At 68.8% G+C, this 19,354-nt stretch carries 14 protein-coding genes and 6 pseudogenes; 7 read left to right on the top strand and 13 right to left on the bottom strand.

Features of this window, described 5'->3' with window-relative positions; genetic code table 11:
• Positions 1–99: 99 nt before the first annotated feature.
• Positions 100–237: pseudogene (locus ACZOOI_RS44790) on the top strand (IS5 family transposase); the annotation flags it as partial.
• Here the strand turns inward: ACZOOI_RS44790 and ACZOOI_RS44785 are convergent.
• The 4 genes and pseudogenes from ACZOOI_RS44785 to ACZOOI_RS44770 all read right to left on the bottom strand — a co-directional run bounded on the left by ACZOOI_RS44785 (position 218) and on the right by ACZOOI_RS44770 (position 4,899).
• Entirely contained in the window at positions 218–481 is a 264-nt protein-coding gene (locus ACZOOI_RS44785) for a hypothetical protein (RefSeq protein ID WP_465284216.1), read from the bottom strand. The pseudogene ACZOOI_RS44790 and the gene ACZOOI_RS44785 sit on opposite strands and share 20 nt — an antisense overlap.
• 401 nt (positions 482–882) lie before the next feature.
• Positions 883–1,173: pseudogene (locus tag ACZOOI_RS44780) on the bottom strand (DNA-processing protein DprA); the annotation flags it as partial.
• A gap of 312 nt (positions 1,174–1,485) precedes the next feature.
• Entirely contained in the window at positions 1,486–3,624 is a 2,139-nt protein-coding gene (locus ACZOOI_RS44775; protein WP_465284174.1) for an AAA family ATPase, read from the bottom strand.
• 831 nt (positions 3,625–4,455) lie between these two features.
• Entirely contained in the window at positions 4,456–4,899 is a 444-nt protein-coding gene (locus tag ACZOOI_RS44770) for a DUF3732 domain-containing protein (RefSeq protein ID WP_465282562.1), read from the bottom strand.
• Between the two features lie 157 nt (positions 4,900–5,056).
• On the opposite strand from ACZOOI_RS44770, the gene ACZOOI_RS44765 reads away from it, so the two are divergent.
• The 4 genes and pseudogenes from ACZOOI_RS44765 to ACZOOI_RS44750 all read left to right on the top strand — a co-directional run bounded on the left by ACZOOI_RS44765 (position 5,057) and on the right by ACZOOI_RS44750 (position 8,721).
• Positions 5,057–5,815: a hypothetical protein gene (locus ACZOOI_RS44765; protein WP_465282561.1), complete on the top strand. Its 759-nt coding sequence runs from the start codon at positions 5,057–5,059 to the stop codon at positions 5,813–5,815.
• Positions 5,816–5,925: 110 nt separating this feature from the next.
• Positions 5,926–7,351 (top strand): annotated as a pseudogene (gene ligA, locus ACZOOI_RS44760) (NAD-dependent DNA ligase LigA); the annotation flags it as partial.
• 231 nt (positions 7,352–7,582) lie between these two features.
• Positions 7,583–8,155: a hypothetical protein gene (locus ACZOOI_RS44755; protein WP_465282560.1), complete on the top strand. Its 573-nt coding sequence runs from the start codon at positions 7,583–7,585 to the stop codon at positions 8,153–8,155.
• Positions 8,156–8,361: 206 nt separating this feature from the next.
• A complete protein-coding gene (locus ACZOOI_RS44750; RefSeq protein WP_465282559.1) occupies positions 8,362–8,721 on the top strand; it encodes a hypothetical protein in 360 nt (119 codons plus the stop codon).
• A gap of 303 nt (positions 8,722–9,024) precedes the next feature.
• Here the strand turns inward: ACZOOI_RS44750 and ACZOOI_RS44745 are convergent, their stop codons facing one another.
• Both ACZOOI_RS44745 and ACZOOI_RS44740 read right to left on the bottom strand, forming a co-directional pair.
• The gene (locus tag ACZOOI_RS44745) at positions 9,025–9,582 is read right to left on the bottom strand and encodes a DUF2716 domain-containing protein (RefSeq protein ID WP_465282558.1); all 558 of its coding nucleotides are present in this window, start codon (positions 9,580–9,582) and stop codon (positions 9,025–9,027) included.
• A 254-nt stretch (positions 9,583–9,836) separates the two neighbouring features.
• Positions 9,837–10,952, bottom strand: a complete 1,116-nt coding sequence (locus tag ACZOOI_RS44740; protein ID WP_465282557.1) for a hypothetical protein — start codon at positions 10,950–10,952, stop codon at positions 9,837–9,839.
• Between the two features lie 693 nt (positions 10,953–11,645).
• On the opposite strand from ACZOOI_RS44740, the pseudogene ACZOOI_RS44735 reads away from it, so the two are divergent.
• A pseudogene (locus ACZOOI_RS44735) lies at positions 11,646–11,894 on the top strand (MFS transporter); the annotation flags it as partial.
• A gap of 656 nt (positions 11,895–12,550) precedes the next feature.
• On the opposite strand, the pseudogene ACZOOI_RS44730 reads toward ACZOOI_RS44735, so the two are convergent.
• From ACZOOI_RS44730 to ACZOOI_RS44710, 5 genes and pseudogenes are all read right to left on the bottom strand, one after another.
• Positions 12,551–12,649: pseudogene (locus ACZOOI_RS44730) on the bottom strand (gfo/Idh/MocA family oxidoreductase); the annotation flags it as partial.
• Between the two features lie 61 nt (positions 12,650–12,710).
• Complete coding sequence (locus tag ACZOOI_RS44725; RefSeq protein WP_465282556.1) at positions 12,711–13,295, bottom strand: dTDP-4-dehydrorhamnose 3,5-epimerase family protein; 585 nt, start codon at positions 13,293–13,295, stop codon at positions 12,711–12,713.
• Positions 13,296–13,310: 15 nt separating this feature from the next.
• Entirely contained in the window at positions 13,311–13,958 is a 648-nt protein-coding gene (locus ACZOOI_RS44720) for an NDP-hexose 2,3-dehydratase family protein (RefSeq protein ID WP_465282555.1), read from the bottom strand.
• Positions 13,959–14,070: 112 nt separating this feature from the next.
• A pseudogene (locus tag ACZOOI_RS44715) lies at positions 14,071–14,319 on the bottom strand (hypothetical protein); the annotation flags it as partial.
• A gap of 378 nt (positions 14,320–14,697) precedes the next feature.
• The gene (locus tag ACZOOI_RS44710) at positions 14,698–16,086 is read right to left on the bottom strand and encodes a DHA2 family efflux MFS transporter permease subunit (RefSeq protein ID WP_465282554.1); all 1,389 of its coding nucleotides are present in this window, start codon (positions 16,084–16,086) and stop codon (positions 14,698–14,700) included.
• 139 nt (positions 16,087–16,225) lie between these two features.
• Between ACZOOI_RS44710 and ACZOOI_RS44705 the strand changes: the two genes are divergently transcribed.
• Complete coding sequence (locus tag ACZOOI_RS44705) at positions 16,226–17,182, top strand: Lrp/AsnC family transcriptional regulator (protein ID WP_465282553.1); 957 nt, start codon at positions 16,226–16,228, stop codon at positions 17,180–17,182.
• Between the two features lie 82 nt (positions 17,183–17,264).
• Here ACZOOI_RS44705 and ACZOOI_RS44700 read toward each other — a convergent pair whose 3' ends face one another.
• Both ACZOOI_RS44700 and ACZOOI_RS44695 read right to left on the bottom strand, forming a co-directional pair.
• Positions 17,265–17,867: a thioesterase II family protein gene (locus ACZOOI_RS44700; protein WP_465282552.1), complete on the bottom strand. Its 603-nt coding sequence runs from the start codon at positions 17,865–17,867 to the stop codon at positions 17,265–17,267.
• Between the two features lie 128 nt (positions 17,868–17,995).
• Entirely contained in the window at positions 17,996–19,345 is a 1,350-nt protein-coding gene (locus tag ACZOOI_RS44695) for an acetyl-CoA carboxylase biotin carboxylase subunit (RefSeq protein ID WP_465282551.1), read from the bottom strand.
• Between the last annotated feature and the right edge of the window lie 9 nt (positions 19,346–19,354).

Raw genomic sequence — 19,354 nt, 5'->3', positions numbered from 1 at the left:
GTCCAGAGCGAGCGACACGCCGGGCGACACAATCTCCGCAGCCGGAAAGGTCTCCAACTCTCCGCGTCGAGGACACCGTCCGCATTGTCCCTGGTCAGCCACGTCGGCGTCGACACCGTCGGTCTCCTGCTCGCCGTGTGGGTCACCGCGGCGAGCGTCTCCGACAACGTCGGCGGCATCCACCCGCTCTCGGCGATCGCCGCCACCCACCCCCGCGTCACCAAGGCCTGGGTCGACATCCTTTCCGCGTCGACGGCGGCCAAAGCGGCAGCGATCTCGGCGACGGCCCCGGGGCCAGGAGGGCGGGTGCTTCGGAAATGCCGTCGTAGACCTGGTCGTGATCGAGAAAGGCGACGTCCCCGTCGGGGTCGCCGTCCAGTGCGCGGTCAATCGCCACCACCGACCGGGAATCGAGGTCGGCCCGACGAAACAGCGCCGGCAGAGGCCAGGCGTCCCAGTTCATGTCGAGGCAATCGTCCATGGGCGGATCCCAGCCGGGATCACCGGTGGAAGACGCGGCCGCCCGCCGACGGCAGGCCTCGATTACGCCGGAGTCACCCTCGCGAACTGCTGCGTCAACGCCATCGGCACAGTCTTCCGTACGCTTCCGACCATGTCGCGGGAGATGATCCATACGGGAGCAACGGCCTCGATCCGTGCGACGGCCGCGTCGGCGTCGTCGCGGGCCTCTTCCGGGATCGCCCGCGACACCGCGCCGTGGGGCCTGGACGTCGCGCACCGATCATCCATTCCATTCGATGACGACGCTGCCCAACGTGGTGCCCGAGGTGACGACGTTGCGGCACGGGAAGGTGTGCTTCGCCGGGGGCTGGTGGGCCAGAATTGGCTGAGCAACGCCCCATCGGCGGCGAGGATCGCCTTGGCGAGCGGCCGGTTCTCGGCCGGGTAGACGGGCGCGGCGATGCCGGTGCCCATGACGGTGAAGGTCCGGCCCCCGGCGGTGAGGGTGGCCTGGTGGGCTGCGGCATCGATGCCCTTGGCGAGGCCGCTGGCGATCACGACGTCGTGTTCGACGAGCTCGCGGGCCATCCGGGCCGCCCGGCGCAGTCTTTCCTCGGATGCCTGGCGGGTACCGACGACGGCGATGGAGCGGGCGTCGCGCTGGTCGAGCTCGCCGCGGTAGAAGAGGAACGGCGGAAGGTTGCCGATCACGCGCAGATTCGCCGGGAAGTCCTCGTCGAGGACGGTGACCAGACGGGCGCCGGCCTTCCCGGCCGCGGCCAGTTCCTCGTCGACGCGCGCTTCCTCCTGCGGATCGCCAGGTACAGCGCGGCGTCGTGAGGGCTGTAGTGGTGTACCTCAGGCCAAAGGAGGACGGGCCGGGAGCGACCTGTTCGAGCCGGCGCCGGCCGTGCGTGAACCGCGCCGGGGCCAGGCGGGCCTGGATTGGCGTCATCCTCCGCCCGGCGCGCCGGTGACATTCGCGTCGACGACGCGAAGGTCATCGGAATCGGTACGGATGCTTCAAAGCCTCCACAATGCCTCGGAAGCCTGCTCGGCCTCCTTGGCATGTCTGTCCCGGGAATGCTCGAGACAGCGCGTGAGGTAGGTGGCCGCCAGCCGCCGATCGCGGGCGTCGCGCGCGACAGCGGCGAGAACCAGCAAAGTTTGTGCGTACACGCGGCCGTCTCCGATCGAGTCGGCGAGTGCCAGGGCTCGGTGAGCCGCCTGATTCGCCGAGTATCGCCGGTGTAGGGAGTTGCGCAGTTCAGCGAGGCGCAGAAGCGACATTGCACTGCTGCGTCGGTCCCCGATGCGTTCGAGCAGTGCTGCGGATTCGAGGAAATCCCTCTCTGCGCCCGCATGGTCGTTCTGTCGCATGCGTACGCTTCCGGAACTGCGCAGGGTCCAGCCGACCCCGCGTAGTTCACCTACTTCGGCGAAGAGCTCCCTCGCCCTGTGTACCGCAGCTGCGGCTATGTCGATGCGTCCGTCTTGCAGTGCAAGGTCGGCCAGCATCTGATGGGCCCATGCCTGGCATCGGCGAACTCCCGTAATCTCGAACAGTTCCAGCGATCGACGCAGACTCGCGTACGCCTGCGTCATGTGTCCCAACTCGCTGTAGACGTCGGACATGTGCCCCAGCGTGTCGGCCTGTTGCTCCAAGGCCCCATGGTTCTCGAAGAGCGCCAGGGCGACCCGGTGGTGTTCGAGGGCATGCTCCGGTCCCCGACGGGCGCGCTCGGCCACGCCGAGGTTGCGCCGGACGACGGCTTCGCCGAGGGAGGAAGGAGATCTGCGTGTCGCGTCGAGCGCCAATTGATGGGCCTCCCACCATTCGTCCCAAGCACCGAGGAGGTCCCACTCGGCGGCGAGGTTGTCTGCCAGTTCCCAGGTCGCCTCCCATTGGCGCGCGGTATGGGCGGCGCGGACGCAGGCCATGAGGAATACGCGCTCCGTCGCGGCCCAGGCGAACGCGTCGCGCTCCACCGGGCCCATCAGTGGATCGCCGGTCCTCGACCAGCGTGGTGCGCCACCGGCGGCGTGCGTGAAGCCGGCCGGCTCGATGATCTGTTCTGCCCTTTCGGTCAATGCGAGAGCTGCGCCGAGCACGCGCTCCAGCATCGCGGAACGTTCCATATCGGGCAGTGCATCGAGGTGCTCGGCGGCGAATGCCCGTACGAGGTCGTGCATGCGATACCGGAGCGCGTCGCCGTGGTCGACGCTCAGGGGAGCAACGAGTTGGGCGTCCTCCAGCCCATCGAGCAGTCGCTCGGCCTCAGCCCCCGTGACGTCGAGGGCGGCAGCCAGAGGCCAGACACCGAAATCCGCGCTTTCGACCAGCGCCAAGGCGAGCAGGGCACGCCGCACCTCGGGCGGGGCTGCGGCGAAGCTCACCATGACGCTTGCGCGCACGTCGAGGTCGCCGTGAACGAGTTCGTCCAAAAGTGCCGACTCACGCGCCCGGTTCAGGCGCGCGGCCATCTCGGCCAACGTCCAGGTCGGACGTCGATACAGGCGGGCGCCCGCGACTCGCACCGCCAGGGGAAGCAGCCCACACGCCTCGACGATCCACCCCGCAGCCTCGGCCTCGGCGACGACCCGCTCCGGTCCGATATGAGCCGCGAGCAATCCCAACGCCTCCTCACGCGAAAGAAGGCCCAGGTCGATGCGCTCCCCGCCGGGAAACACCAACCTGTTCCGGCTCGTGACAACGACCGCGCATGCCCGCTCCGAGGGCAGAAGCGGTCGGACCTGCGCTTCGTCGACGGCGTTGTCGAGCAGAAACAGCACTTTCCTCCCCGAGCAGCGGTCGCGCAACATCTGGAAGCGCTCCGCGTCGATCGCCGGAATGACGGCCGGATCGACCCCCAACGCCCTCAGGAATGCACCGGCGACCGCCGCGGGTGCCATCGCCACGCCACCGAAACCCTGAAGGTCGACGTGCACATGACCGTCCGGATATCGAGAGCCGGCACGATGACACGCCCGCACCGCGACGGTCGTCTTCCCGATGCCCCCGGGCCCCGACACGACCACGGGGCCGACACCCCCACCTCGTCGCCGCCGCAACAAAGCGTGGATCTTGTCGAGTTCCCCGCCTCTTCCGACGAGATCCGGGGTATCCGGGGGCAGGTGGCGCGGAACCGCAGGCGATGGCATCGCTCCCGACGGCGAAGCCGAAGACAGCGCGAGCACTCGGTCCGTCAGTACCGGAACCACAACACCCAATCCGCCCGCCGCGGCCAGGAGCCAAATGCCCTTTCCTCCGACTCCGGCGACGACCGCAGCCGCAGCCGCAGCAAGGAGCCATCCACCCGTAAGGAGCCAACGTCGCACGTGCGTCTCCCTCTCACCCCCGAACGTTTCTCACTATCACGCACACCGGACGCCCGCATCCGTGAAACAGCCGGCCCGCACCCAACCGCTCCGCGGAAAGGCCGAACTCGTAGCCCTCGGTGGTGGTGGAGCCGACCGTGACCGCGTACCGGGTCTCCCACGTCTGCGCCGCGGGGCCCTGTCAAGCGGTGGAGTGGTTCACCAACGCGCCTGCGCGACGAGGGTGCCGACGAAGCCGGCGGAAAGCACCGAAACCCAGGCGGCCCTGCGCTTCTTGCTGTAACCGCCCCAGTCGGTGTCCCACTTCCGGTGCGCCGGAGAGCGGCGGGGCGGCGGGTTGGGCGAGTCGGACCGGGGACACACTCGTCAGGCGACGGACGTCCTCGCGTCCGCGGGGCCGATGCGCCCGGGCCCGGCTCACCGGTGAATCGGAGTTCGTCGATCTCCATCACCCGCACGATCAACGCATCGTGCTCGCCGGGAAAGAGCGTGCGCGTGCAAACTCGGAAAGCCCACAGGCAGACCCGTCAGTTCCGCCCGCGGCGCTTCACTACAACGGGATCGCAATCGCGGCCATCACACACACGATCATGAACGCCATCACAATCCACTCGGCCCCGCCGATACTGCCGGCGGAGCACGTTCCCGGTTGGGTCATCGGTCGAAACGTCCACTGATCCCCCTGAGTCCGGTCGCCGAAAGTCCGGACCGGGAGCCTGTCCCGGAACGCGGGGCCCATGCGGTGCCGGGAACGACCCCCGCCTCGCAGAGACAGGCGTGGCGACGTATGGGCACACGCCCGTCCTCCGTGGTGTGTCTCCGGGGTTCGTCGTCGAGGTCGGCGTGCTCCATCACGATGGCCTGCAGGGCGCCGTTCAGGGAGTCGACCGTGTTCTGGATCGTCTTGTGGAGGTTCGGGAGGGCGGCTCGGTCGGATCCCGCGGGCAGGCTGCCCTCTCGCGCGTCCTCGGGGAAGCAGACCTGGGACGGCTGATCGAGGACGAGGAAGCGATCCGTGCCGCGCTCGGGTCGGAACACCGCACACCCTGACCCGCCATCAAGAAGACACAACCCTCGTGCGCGACCTCGCCCCCGCATTCACACCCCGCGACACCGTCCATGGTGTACCCGAACTCCCGGGGCCCACCGGGCAATCCGGGCATCGAATCCAAAGGCTGGATACACCGCAAGGGCAGCTGGATTGGGCCTGTTCTGCGGCAAGCGGAAGGCCCGTACCGTGAGCCACCATGGGGCAATGAATTCCGTGGCGAAGCGCGTGACCAAGTGGTTCCTGGGCTCGGTGGCGTCGGTCATTCTGGTGATACTCGGCCTCCTCGCGTGGGGCCTGTTCGTGCACCAGAAGCTTCCCAGTCCGCCCGACGTCGACAAGGTGGCCGGTGCTCCCGAGGTTCGTGCGGCCCAGCGGACGGCCGTGTGGGACGTCGAGGCCGTGTACACGACGCTGGAACAGACCATGGGTGGGCGGGCGGAGCAGCGTGCCGAGGCGGTGTCGGACGTGTGCGGCAGTGTGTTGCTCGACCGGGGGTTCTACCGCCGGGAGGTGTGGAGCGGCGTCCGCTGCGAACGCGAGGTGATGCGCGCGTATGTGCTCGACGGTCCCCGGGCGGAGAGCGCGACGGTCGTTGCCGTCGCGCTGGAAGCCGGCGGCTGGTTGCGGAACGGGCCGGGTGCCGTGGATCCGGGTACGCCCCCGTGTCCCGCGCCCGCGTCATCCGCTGTCGACGCCACTTCCACGCCGCTCGGCGACGAACCGACTTGCCGCATCGAGGCGATGCTGCCGTCGCGCGTGAGTGTGTGCGCGGAGTTCTGGGACGTGCTGGGCCGCTCGGCGTACTTCCCCTCTCGTTTGGGGAGCACGGGCGTGAGCTCGACGACCAGCACGACCGCGTACATCGATGCCCGAGCGCTCACGAACGTGCCCCGGCCACCCGGGAGCAGCGTCGTGGTCGTGTCCGTCCTCGCCCCCTACTTCACGCAACAAGGGCATTCCTGAGGCGACTTCGTTCCTGCGCCCGAGCCGCTCCGAACGGCGTGTCCGTCCACTGCCGCGGGTGAGCGGGAACACATGAACGAGTTCCACGATCGCGTGATCGACGACCGGACGACGAAAGCCCCACGGCCGTGGCCCTGCGCGGCGCGGCGCATTCCGAGGTGATGGCCACCGTCGCGAACCTGGGCGTCAACACGACCGGGAACACCGCGGCCGGGTTGCGGGTGTGCCCGACGTTGGTGGAGGTGCAGGAGGCGGTGGACGCGATCGCGGCCATGCGGGTCGAGTTGCCGTTCGGGATCGACGGCGTGGTGATCAAGGCCGATGCGGCCGCCGACCAGGCCGACGCGGGCAACGGTTCGCGTGCGCCGCGGTGGGCGATCGCGTACAACTTGGCTGCCGTACACAAGATCACGCGGCTGACCGGTGTCGACTGGGCCGTGGGCCGCACCGGGGTCATCGCGCCCCGGGCGATCCTGGATCCGATCGAGATCGACGGAAGCGTGGTGGGCTTTGCGACATTGCACAATCCGGCCGACATCGAGCGTCGCGGGTTGATGGTCGGCGATCAAGTCAGTGTGTACAAAGTGGGCGATATCATCCCGCGGGTGGAAGCGCCGTTGGTGCACGTGCGCACCGGCGACGAGACGCCGATCGAATTCCCCACCGTGTGCCCGCAGTGCGGTGGGGGCATCGATCGGTCGGAGCAGCGGTGGCGGTGTGTGCAGGGGCGGGCGTGCGGGTTGCGCGCGGGGATCCTGTACGCGGTCGGGCGTGACCAGCTCGGCGTCGAGGGCACCAGCGGCCGCCTCGTCACGCAACTCGTCGCCTCCGGCGCGGTGGCCGATGTGGCCGACCTGTTCACCCTCACCCGCGAGCAACTCCTCGCGCTGGAGCGCATGGGCGACACCAGCGTCGACAACATTCTCGGGCGGTCGAGGACGCACGTTCCCGACCGTTGAGCCGGGTGTTGTGCGCGTTGGGGATCCGGGGCACCGGGCGCTCGATGTCGCGGCGGATCGCCCGCCACTTCGGCACGATGGACGCGATCCGTGCGGCAGACGTCGTCGAGATGGGGCGGGTGGAGGGCATCGGTGACGGCAAGGCCCCGGTGATCGTCGCCGAACTCGCCGAACTCGCCGACGTGATCGACAAGTTGGTCGCCGCCGGCGTCAACACCACCGAACCCGGCGCCCACCCCGCAACGTCGGCCGCGACGTACGGCGCCGACGCGGAGGACAACACCCCCCGCCGGGCCACTGCCGTTGGCCGGGCAGGCCGTGGTCGTCACCGGCGCCATGGCCGGCCCCCTGGCCGCGCTGTCCCGCAACAATGAACGAACTCATCGAACGCGCCGGCGGACGCGCCGGCGGACGCGCCGGCGGACGCGCCGCCTCCAGCGTCTCCGCCAAGACCACACTCGTCGTCGCCGGCGACAAGGCCGGATCCAAACGCACCAAGGCCGAGACCCTGGGCATCCCCATCATGACCCCGGAGGAATTCGCGACGCTGGTGGCGCCGCTCCTGGAGGGTCGATGACGAGTCGGGCTCGGCCTGCCCGTGAGATCGATGTCCGGTCTTCCCCGTGATCGTTTCCCGGGTGTGGCCGTGACGTCGACGTCCCGCAATCCTCGGGCCGGCGTCGGGTTCGACACGGTTTTCGAGCGCCGGACGGCGGTTGCGTGTTCTCGGGGCGGGCGGGGGCCGTATGCCGGGTGTACACGGTGGTGTTCGCGGGTTCGAGGACGTCAGGGGGTTGGCGTGTGGTGGATGCAGCAGTGGGCCGTGATCGCCGAGGGTGAACGCGCGCAATGGGACTACGTGCCGTTCGAGCGGGTAGGGCCGCTGTGTTTCGGCATGAGCCGCGAGGCCGCGGGGGCCGCGATGCGGAAGGCGGACTTCGTCGCCGAATTCGAGTCGATCGGCAAGTTCGGCCCGTACCGGCAACAACGAGGCACCTTCCGCCGGAACAGGACGGACGGGAACGGGACGGACGTCTGGGCACCCGTCTACGACGTCCTCGCGTACTTCGTCGACACGATCGGTCTGACCTGCGTCGTCGTCGGCGCCCGTCGTGGTCCGCAGGTGGTGATGGACGGGATACGACTCATCGGCCGCCCACCCTCCGACGTGGCCGTCGAGCTCGTCGCGCATCTCGAAGAACGAGGCATGGACATCATGTTCATGCCGAACGGGGACCTCGGCTCGACGGACCTGGGATTCTTCCCGGACACGCAGCGGGCGGGCGACACCCTCGTCTCCTGTGCACTGTTCGGCAGAGCGAACACGTGGGCCAACACCGTGTGGGACAGCATTCCGGGCGACGCCTGGGAATGGATCTGACGCACCGTCGGACCGGACGAGCGTGTCGTCGGCCCGACCGTCGCCCAGCGGATGGGGGTGCACCACCTTCACCGCCACCGCCGCCCTCCCGAGGAACACCCGCCCCATCCCACCGGACCCCGACACCCCGACCAACCAGAGGCCGCATCCGTCGCCGTGCCGCCGACCCGCACGCCGCCCGACGTGGCCTGCCGGCGGGGGCGTCGATGCTCGCCGCGAGCGCCGCAATGGCCTTGGCCGTACTCGGCGCGGCCGACGACCGCGGCGCCCGGTACGCCGAACTCGACGCGGCCGCATGCCGGATGCTCGCCGTTCTGCTGCCCTACGCCGGGATCGTCGCGGTGTCGATGCTCTGCCACCTCGCGGGCCCGTTCCGCCTCGCCACGCTCGCCATCCTCGCCGGGCTCGGCCCGTTGACCTTGGTGCGACCGCTGCTGGTCGCGGGCGGCGTCGTCGCGGCGGGGTGGGGAACACCCGCGGGCGCGGCCGTCGCCGCCACCGCGGGGACCGGGATCCTCCACGTGGGACCGTACGTGCACCGGCGCTGGTGCCGCACGCCGGTATAGGCGCATCGCCGGCGCACCCGCCGTCGTGGCATCGACGCCGACGGCACCCGCGACGCTCGCCCCCGACACAAGGAAAAGCGGGGGCGGGAACGTCGAGTAGGAACCACTGGCCGACCGCCCACCACCGGTACAGCCCGGCTGCTCGTGATCGTCGACACAGGGCAACCACGGCCGTGATGGCGGGTCGAGATCCCGACCTGTCGCACGGGACGCCCGCAACGTATCGGCGCGGGGATGCCGGTGTCCGGAGTGCCGGGACGCCATGCGGCCCGGCGGGAGCTCCGGGGTGAGCACGAGCACGCGTCACCGCGGTGGCGCGGGTCGATCGACGGGTACACCGCCCCGGCGCAGGGGTCGTCCCAGAATGTGGCGCACGTCCTGTTCGATCTCGTCCAGGAGTTCCGCGCCGAACACGCAGAGGGTGTGTTCCCAGGGGTGCCCGAAGGTGCCGAATCGCAGGTCCTCCGCGAGGAAGACGTGGTAGTTGCGCTCGGGGTACGGGCCGAACGGCCAACCCTCGCGCGAGCGCCCCTCGAGCACGCGCGGCAGGAACATGTCGGTCTCCGGGACGTGCGGGCGGAGCCGGTAGCAGGTGTGCTGCCAGTCCGGGATCCACAGCCACTCCCCCGGCCCGCAGCGGTCGGCGAGCCCGTCCTGGACGACGCCGACCAGACGGTCGAGGTTTCGCTCCCCCGGGTCGTGGTGCAACGCGTCGAGACTCCACGTGACCGACGGCGAGGGCCTCGTGATCCCCGGGAACACGTGCACGCCGGGCCTGAATAAGGCGAATCGGGCATCGAAACGGTCCCGGACCTCGGCGTATTCGAGACCGGACAGACAATGCAGGCGTTCGCCGACCACCAGGCAAACCTAACGTCACCGGGCCCACCCACCGGTGGTACCGGCACCCCGACCGGTCACCCGACCCGCCCTCGAAGTCGTGAGGACGATCGCACGAGCACGCACCGACCCCTCCTCCTGCGAACACGGAACCTCGCACGAGACTCGAACAGCCAACGCCCCCGGCCCCGGGGGGCGCGGGTGAGGGTCGGGGTTCGAGACTCCATCGTCCGCGCCGTCACGACCGGTTCACGCCGGTCGGTGTACCCGGCGCGCTACCGCGGCTGGACGGCGAAGACGAACACCGCGAGGTGGGTGGCGACCACCGCGAAACGCTCGTCGATCGGCGTCGGCAGGTAGGTCGTGTCGAAGCCCTGCGCCAGAACCTGCTTGGTACGCACGTCGACGGCGATGGGGATCCGGGTGTTCATCGCGTCCTGGTCGGCCCGGATCCCGTAGAGCACACCGCCGACGACGCTGTCGGCACGAAGCGGGTGTTCGTCTGCGTCCTGCTGCCACAACGTACGGCCCGACGACGACTCCCAGACGGTGCTCCGGGAGTTCGTGCCGCCGCTGCCCAGCACCGCCACCGCGCCGGTCGCGTCGGTGAGGACGGTCGACGCTCCCTCGGGACTGGTGGGCCCGGTGGCCACCAGGCGACCGGTGGCCCGATCGTGGAGACTCACCACCGCGGCCTGGCCGAAGGGCTTCGTGTCCCACGCGATGGCGATCCTGCCGTCGACGGCGCCGAGGACGTTCGGCACCGAACCGGTGTCGTACGCCTTCGGATCGGCGCCGGTCGGCTTGTCCACCGTGTCCGTGGCCCACAGCCGCGCGCCGGAGGCCGCGTCATGGGCGACGATCCGGCGCGGGGCGAGCGTGCCGGTGCCCGTGCGCTCGATCGTGAACACCGTCCCGTTCACCAGGAGCGGCACCTCGCCATCGCCGACCACCGAGGCGCGACGCCCGCTCCCGACTGCGAAACTGCAATCGTTCGCGCAGGTGAACGACTGCCCCGGTCCCATGTCACCCGCGCGCAGCACGGTCACACTCCCGCCCGGGCGGCTGTCGGTGGTCCGGATCAGCCAACCGTCCTCGATGGCGGCGCCACCGGTGTTCTGCCGTCCCAGGAAAGGCAGTTCGGTTCGCCCGAGCGGCTCGCCGCGCTCGTCGTAGGCGTCGACCGACCACGAACGTTTTTCGGCACTCAGTCCGTCCGACGGCACAACGCGCTGTTCCCGCACGACGATCGCCGGTTTGCCCCACCACGTTTCACCGCTGACCCGGCCGTCGGTGGTGAAGCTTTTGCGCACGTGTCCGGTGGCGGCGTCCCGCAACTCCACCGTCGTCCGCGCGCCGTTCGCGGTGGCGACAACGACCGCCGTACCCACCGGGAAGACGTTCGGCTTCTCGCCGCCCGCCCCCTGCGGCGTCGCGAGCGACCACACCGGGCTCGGCTGGAGCCCCGGGAGCGCGGGGCCCGAATAGGACGGCCCCTTCCCGGCGTTCGGGCCACTCGCCGACCCGGGGGCTCCCTTCGAAGCGGAGGAACCCGAGCCATCCGACGAAGTACAGCCGGACAGCCACATCGGACCCCCGAGTCCGAGCACCCCCGCCGCGACGACACCGACAATCCTCTGACGCATGACGTTCCCCCCGAACTCGCCGACACTGATCGTCGCGAGGATAGAGCAACGCCCGGCGAGGTCGGCAGGTCGTCTGCGGGGAACCCGACTTGCGCGTCGACGAACCGATCGCCCGCATCTCGTCAGGCTCCAGCCCCACACGGCCCGAATGGCCGAGTTCGTGCGCGGCTCAGCTTCCGCCCAGTCGCTCGACAACTGTGCTCTTCCCTGGCTCCCGGCAGCCCGGTCATCGCGATCAGCATCGGCCCGGCTTGGCATGCCATTACGACCGCACTATTCGATACGGCCGCCGGCGGTCGGTGCCGGGTCAGCCCTTCCCTTGAGAGGAACCACATCCGCTGGCCGCGCCGCCGCCTCCGGTTCCTCGTGGGCGCCCTCGCGCTGCTCAAACGCTACAAGCCCGCCCCGGCCCACACCCGAGCGGTGGTCAAGGCCGCCATGGACGCCCGCCGCCTCGGACACGGACCCGTCTCCTACGGCAGGCGTTCCCTGGACGGCACGGTGGTCGACATCGCGCTGCCGACGCTTCAGCGGGATCTGGAGATCTCCGACGGTGATCGGCAGTGGATCATCACCGCGTACACCCTCGCGTTCGGCAGCCTGCTGCTGCTCGGTGGCCGGATCGCGGACTACATCGGTCGCAAGCGAGCCTTTCTGATCGGGTTGCTCGGCTTCGCCGTTCCGAGTGAAGTGCCGATCTGCTGGGTGGTGTTGACGCCGGCGGAAGCGATGCCCGCGTCACCGGCGTCGACGCCGTGGGTGGCGTAGTTGTAGGCCGTGGCCTCGCCAGGCAGGCGGCGATCGAAGGTTTCCAAATGGGCACCGACTCGTCCCTCGTGGTGTCGCGGGCGACGGTCGCAGATTCGGGCCGCGGAGTGTTCATCAGCACGCCGCCGTCCCCACGAAGCGATCCCCCGACGTCGGTGACTACCCATCACCAGCGGGAATCGCGGCCGGCTCCGAAACCACGGCAGTGGCGGGCCCACGCGCGTGGGGCTGGTGGAGCGTTCCGTTCAGCAGTGCCGCACCCAGGGGGGTCAGTACGTGGAGAACGCCGCTGCCGTGGCGGGTCGTGGTGATGAGGCCGCTCTTGCGCAGCACGGTCGCATGTTCGCTGGCGGTGGGGAGGGACATGGCCAGGCGTTGCGCAAGCTGTCCCGTCGCGGAGGCGCGCACGTGTCCGAACCACCGCTGCGCGTGACCCTCCTCGCCCGAGACAAGGCGGGCTGGTCGCGGCAGTGTCGTCTGATCTCGGCGGCCCACGCCACGGGCGGGACGCGGGGCACATACACCGCGTCGATGTCTTCGCGGTCCAGGAGGGCCTGGTATCCCACTACGGGGCGGCAGCCGAACCGTTTTACGAACCGACTCGCCTTCTCCCCCTGTCTGCTTGCCACCGCGATCAGCTCGACATCCTCGTCCGCCGTCAGGGCGGGCAGCATCCGCCGCCAGGCGATATCCGCGCAGCTGATCACACCGAACCGAATCCCTCGCCCGCCCACGTCAACTCCCCGCAATCGCCGCTGCGTAGGTCGACAGCAGGCCCCGCTCCACCGCTTGCGCCAACGTGGGAGCGCGGGCGTCCTTGTCGGACCTGATCGGCGGTCCGTCCAGGTCCCAGGGAATGCCCAACTCCGGGTCCAGCGCCTGGATGTCGATCATCGTTCCCGGTACGTACTCCGCGGCGCACAGGTAATTCATGCAGGTGTCGTCGGTGAGCGCCCGGAAGGCGTGGCCGAGGCCGTCCGCCAGGTGCACGCCGACCCCCGATCCGGGCTCCTGCACGGTGACGTCGAACACTCCGAACGTCGGGGATCCCACGCGCAGATCGACCACCACGTCGAGCGCGGCGCCCCTCACACAGGTGACCAGCTTCGCCTGACCCGGCGGCAGCATGGTGCCGTGAATCCCGCGAAGCGTGTTGCGGGCCGACGTCGAGTAGTTGACCTGTGCCACCACGAAGGGATGGCCGATCGCTTCGGTCAGTTCGCTGTGTCGCCACGCCTCGAAGAAACTCCCTCGTCGGTCGGGCAGGAACGTGGGGGTGATGCGGTAGGCATCGAGTACCGCGGTTTCGGCGATGTCCATGTGTCTCTCCATGAATCAGGGTCGGGGTCCGATGGCCGGCAGTGGCGCCGGTTCGCCGACGAGGCAGCTCAAGAGACAGCGAGCCGCTACGTTGACGTGGTTGCCATACCGGACGAACCGGGTGAGCTGACCCACGGTCATCCAGCAGAAGTCGGCCGGAATTTCCACGTCGAATTCTTCACCCACATCGGTGACGACGTACCGGCTCTCCGCTTGGAAGAAGCGCCCCCCTTCTTCGGACTGCACGACATCAACGAGATGCGCGGACGACGGTTCCCAGGCGACATCTCGTAGATACCGGGGAACGTGCTCGTCGGGCAGCCCCGAGTAGTTCGCCGGTATGCAGCTGATCGTGGGGGCCATCTCGACCACGTCGTGCGTGCCCGCCTCGGTTCGCGCGTGCACCAGAATATGGAAGACACCGTTGATGTGCCTGCCGAGAAAAGCGATCAGACCTCGACCGGCCGGTTGCAGCATCGGCTGCGACCGGCTGAGGACTTCCCGATTGCTGGCGCGTACATCGATCCCGACGATCGAGAAGTACCTGCTCTCGTCGTGCACGATCCGACCGGATTTCCGGCTCCAGTGCGGGATGTCGGCCAGAGGAACGAGGCGGCGATCCAAGCGATATCGGGATTTGACCTCGGTGAACCAGCTCAGCACGTACTCGAACGGATGCAGTGCGCCTCGGTCCGCTTCGGAAACGGCGAACAGGAACGGAACTCCGGACAGTATCGATGCTCCACTGACCGACCAACAGATCGTCGTCGAACTCGATGCCGAAGCGCCGAAGCGTCGGCTCCATCAGGTCGGCCATCAAGTCTCGGCGCCCGAAGGATCCGCCCGCGTTCAGCTTGTCGACGAACTTCGACCTGGTCCAGGCAAAGTAGTCCGGTCCCCAGAGCAGGCGTGCATGCGCGGCGCCGGATGTGCGCGCGGCGATCGGCGCCGGGAAGAACATCGGATCCCACAGCACCAGATCGGGCTTCCAGGACTCGGCGAACTCGACGAGTTCATCCACCATCCGTCGCCCCCCGGCATCGGGTTGACGGGCCGGATAGTGCATCCAGAACGAGGACATGAGGTAGAGCCGGATCAGCTTCCACAAGCCGTCGTCCGTCGAGTCCGCCGCCAGTGGATCGATGATCCGGTCCAGCCGCCCGTCCAGGGCGCACCCGCGCACCGCCGCCGTGAGATCGTTCGCCGACGCGGTGGCGGTCCCGATCGGTCACCACGACTGCCGCGCCGGCTCCCGTCAATGCCTCGGCCATGGCTTGTCCTATCGCTGAAGAGACCCCGGAGAGCAGGGCTGTCCGCCCGGTCAGATCGATGTTCACCCGTCCGTGCCTTCCAGAACCATTGAGCCACGTGACCCACCCGACCGGCTGCGCGCGCCGAACAGTCAACCGGCGGCGGCCGTCTCCGGCTCGGCCGCGGCGGGAGAGGGAGCGCCCGGCGATCCCCGCACGACCAGGAAGGCCAGCAGACATGCGGCCAACCCCAGGCCCGCAGTGGTGAGGTACACCTCGCCGAGCCCACGGGCCGCCGCAGCGCGAGTTCCTCGCCCGCTCTGCGGCCCGGACAGATACACCAGGCCCAGGACGGCAACGCCCAAGGCCTGACCGAGTTGCCGGAAGGTGGCCATCGCGCCCGACGCCATGCCGCCGCGGTTCGCGGGCACCGCCGCCAGTACCGCGGCGTTCGTGCCGGGACCGCCGATGCCGATACCCGCGCCGATGAGCACCAGCCCCGGGGCGGGCGTGTACCACGAGGAGCCGCCGTCGAGGACCAGGCCGATCAGTGCGCAGCCCAGTCCGGTCAACAGCAGGCCGACCCCAATGCTCACCTTCGGCGCGACGTCGTGCAGTTGTTTGCCGATGAACGTCGAGGCGAGGAAAGACGTCACAGCCATCGGAATCAGCGCCAGGCCGGCCCGGAAGGGACCGAGGCCGAGCACCGATTGGAGCCAGATCGAGGTGTAGACCAGACACGCGAAGGTCACGGCCGAGGCGACGACACAGAACATGATCACCGAGAACGAGGCGCTGCGGAACAGGGCCACGTCGAGCATCGGGTGCGGTTGGCGCTCCTCGACCACGACGAAGACGAGCAGCGCGATCGCCGAGCCGACGAACAGGATCAGCGTCGGAACCGACGACCAGCCGCTGTCGCCCGCTCGGATCAGCCCGAAGGTGAGCGCGCCGGAGAAGACGGCGAACGACAACATTCCGGCCACGTCGAGCCGGGCCTCCTCGCAGCGGGGCGAGTCGCCGATCGAAAGCGCCGCGAGCACGAGGGTCACCGCGCTCACCGGCAGGTTGATGAAGAAGATGGCCCGCCAGCTGAGGTATTGGGTGAGCAGGCCGCCGAGCATCGGGCCGGCCGCGGCGGCGACACCGAGCACGGCGCTCCACATGCCGATCGCGGTGCCCAGTTCCTTGCCGCTGTAGCTGCCGCCGAGCAGGGCCAACGTGGTACCGATCATCGCGGCTCCGCCGACACCCTGGACCCCGCGGGCCGCGATGAGTACATCCGCGTTCGGGGCCAACCCGCACGCCAGCGACGCCGACGCGAAGGTCGCCAATGAGCCGATGAACACCTTGCGCCGGCCGAAGAGATCCGCCAGCGATCCCGCGCTCAGGGTCATCACGGCGAGAGCGAGCGTGTAGATGTTCATCACCCATTGCAGGTGGGCCATCGAAGCGTCCAACCCGACCGCCATGTCCGGCAGCGCGACGGTTACCACGGTGGTGTCCACGATCAGCATGAACGATCCCGAGCAAACGGCCATGAGAGGCCACCATTTGCGCACGGCTGGTCCTTTCGTCGAGTACGTCGAAAAGCCTGTCGCCGACTCACACACGTCGCCAGTCAGATCGCCATCTGTGCAAGTTTCCGGCATGAGTTAGTCTGACGTGGTGAATTCCATCATGTTGGATCAGGTTGATCGGGGCTTGCTGCACGCGCTCCAAGTCGATGGACGGGCGCCGTTCAGTCGGATCGCCGAAGTGCTGGAGGTTTCCGAGCACACCATCGCTCGGCGCTATCGGAAGCTGCACTCGTCCGGGACCCTGCGGGTGATCGGTGCCGTCGTCGGCTCCAGACTGGGCCATGTCCCGTGGACCATTCGGTTGCGCTGCACGCCCGACGCGGCCGACGCAATCGCCACCGCGCTCGCCCGACGACCCGACACGTTTTGGGTGCACGTACTGTCCGGCGGGACCGAGATCTCCTGTGTCACGCATTCCCGCATGCACGATGAGCGAGACGCGTTGCTCCTTCGGAAGCTGTCCCGAACCAGTCGCGTGACCTCGGTGACCGCGCACTCGATGCTCCAGGGATTCGCACGCCCGAGCGGCTGGGCAGCCCTGACCTGTCTGTCCGACGAGCAGATCGGGCGTCTGCGGCCGGCGTTCCCGCTGCCGGGCGACGATCCCATCGAGTTGGCCGATGGTGATCACCTGTTGTTGGACGCCTTGTCGCTGGACGGCAGAACCGGCTACGCCGACCTGGCTGCCGCAACCGGTTGGTCCGAGTCCACTGTGAAACGACGGATGGATCACTTGCGGCGCAGCGGCGTCTTGTCGTACGAAGTCGACTTGCCACCGGAGACGTTGGGCTATCACGCCGAGGCCCGGCTGTGGATGTCCGTCCGCCCGTCGGCGCTGGTATCCGTGGCGGAGACGCTGGCGAGCCACCCGGAGGTCTCGTTCGCCGCGGTGACCACCGGTCCCACCAACCTGGTGGCCGCCGTCATCTGCAAGGACTCCCGCGACCTGTACAGATACCTGACCGAACGCGTCGGCGCGCTCGATGACGTCCACAACGTGGAGACCGCACCGGTCATCCGTACGGTCAAGCGCAATGGCGCGGTGATCCCCCGGTGACACGCCCGGCCCGTGCGCTCGCGCCGCTTCCGTCCCATCGGGCTCGGCCGGCCGGCGCCACGTGCAATGGGGTCGACCACGGTCACCGCGGGACGTCCGCGAGCGCGGGCGGCCCCTCGAGGTGGAACAGGTGCCCACCGGGCACCACATGGAGCCGGAACGTACCGGCCGAAAAGTGTGCCCAATGCGCCATGACGTCCGGGCCGGCGATGGGATCGTGGTCACCGGCGACGGCCACCACCGGCACGAGTCGTTCGGGTGGGTCGGTGACCCGATATCCGGCCAGCCAGGCCAGATCGGCTCGAAGCACCCTGAGGATGCGCCTGCGCGCTCGTTCGTGCTCGGCGACGACCGAGGGTACGCCACCGAGCCGGGCGATCTCGTCGAGCAGGTCGTCGTCGGACAGCCCGGTCCACCGGTTCACCGCTGTGTTCTCCAGGTGCGGAGGGTGGCTCGCGCCGACATACAGCCGATCCGGCAGCGGTGCCCGGGTCCTGTGCAGTCGACGAACCACTTCCAGCGCGAGTACGCCTCCCATGCTGTACCCGTAGAGCACGTAGGGGCGATCGATATGGCGTCGAAGTGCCTCGGTGAGTTCGGCCGGCTCCAGGTTGGGCGGCTCGGTGATGCGGTTGTCCCTGCCCGGCAGTTGTATCGGCTGCACGTACACGTTCGGGGACAGCACACTTGCCAGCCGCGGAAGGTCGCGGCGCTCCCTCCGGCGTGGGGCAGGCAGTAGAGGATCGTCTCCGCTTCCTTGGGCGGCGGTGTTGCCGGAAACCAGCGAGCGTACCTGTGCGCGATCACGACACTTCACATCCCGAAGTCGCGGGCCAGGAAATCCGTCCACACGTCGCCGAAGCGGAAATCCGGTCGGTCGAGCACGCGTTGGTGGAAAGGGATCGTGGTCTTGATCCCGGGGCCGTCGATGTGCAGTTCAGCCAATGCGCGCCGCATGCGTGCCAGCGCGATGGGGCGATCCGGCGCCCAGACGATCAGCTTGGCGATCATCGAGTCGTAGTGCGCGGAGATCACCGCTCCGGGCCTGCAGTGCGCGTCCACCCGGACCCCCGGTCCACCGGGTAGCCGACAGTCGACCAACGTGCCCAAGGCCGGAGCGAATTCGCGGTCCGGGTCCTCGACATTGATCCGCATCTCCAGGGCGTGCCCGGTCAACGTCACGTCCGCCTGGTCGATGGCGAGGTACTCGCCTGCGGCGATCCTGATCTGCTCACGGACGAGGTCGACGCCGGTGATCATCTCCGTGACCGGGTGCTCCACCTGGGTTCGGGCGTTGACCTCCATGAACCAGTAGCGGCCGTCCTCGTCGAGGAGGAACTCCATGGTGCCTGCCCCGGTGTAGCCGAGAGCCTTGGCGCCGCGCAGGGCGGCCTCCCCCATCTCCGCGCGCAGATCCTCGTCCAACGCAGGGGATGGTCCCTCCTCGATACGTTTCTGGTGCCGTCGCTGGATCGAGCAGTCGCGTTCGCCGAGATGGACCACGTTGCCGTGGTGGTCGGCCAATACCTGGAACTCGATGTGCCGGACACGAGGCAGGTTCCGCTCCAGATACACGCGGCTGTCACCGAACACGGCTCGCGCGCGTTCGCGGGTGTCCTGGTACTGGCGTTTGAGCTCGTGCGGTGCGCGGACCACGCCGATCCCACGTCCTCCGCCACCCGCCACCGCCTTCAACACGACGGGAAAACCGATGCGTTCGGCGAGGGACACCGCGCTGTCCACGGATGCGACCGGCTCGGACGTCCCGCTCAGCACGGGAAGGCCCGCATCGGCCATCAGCCGGCGTGCGGTGGCCTTGTCTCCCGCAGCCTCCATCACGTCCGGCAGCGGCCCGATGAAGGTGATGCCGTTGGTGCGGCAGATCTCGGCGAAGTACGGGTCCTCGGAAAGAAGGCCGTATCCCGGATGGATCGCGTCCGCCCTCGTCTTCAGCGCGGCGCCGATCACGTTGGGGACGTCGAGGTAGCTGCGCTTCACCGGGGCCGGACCGACGCACACCGCCTCGTCCGCGAGTACGACGTGCAGTGCGTCGGAGTCCTCGACCGACTGGACGGCCACGGTGGCGATGTCCAGTTCTCGGCAGGCCCTGATCACGCGGACCGCGATCTCTCCTCGATTGGCGATGAGTATCTTGCGGAACATCCCCCCTCC

Source organism: Embleya sp. L77 (assembly GCF_055557415.1).
The sequence above is the reverse complement of the archived record's forward strand: the minus strand, read 5'-3'. Positions and strand labels throughout refer to the sequence as shown.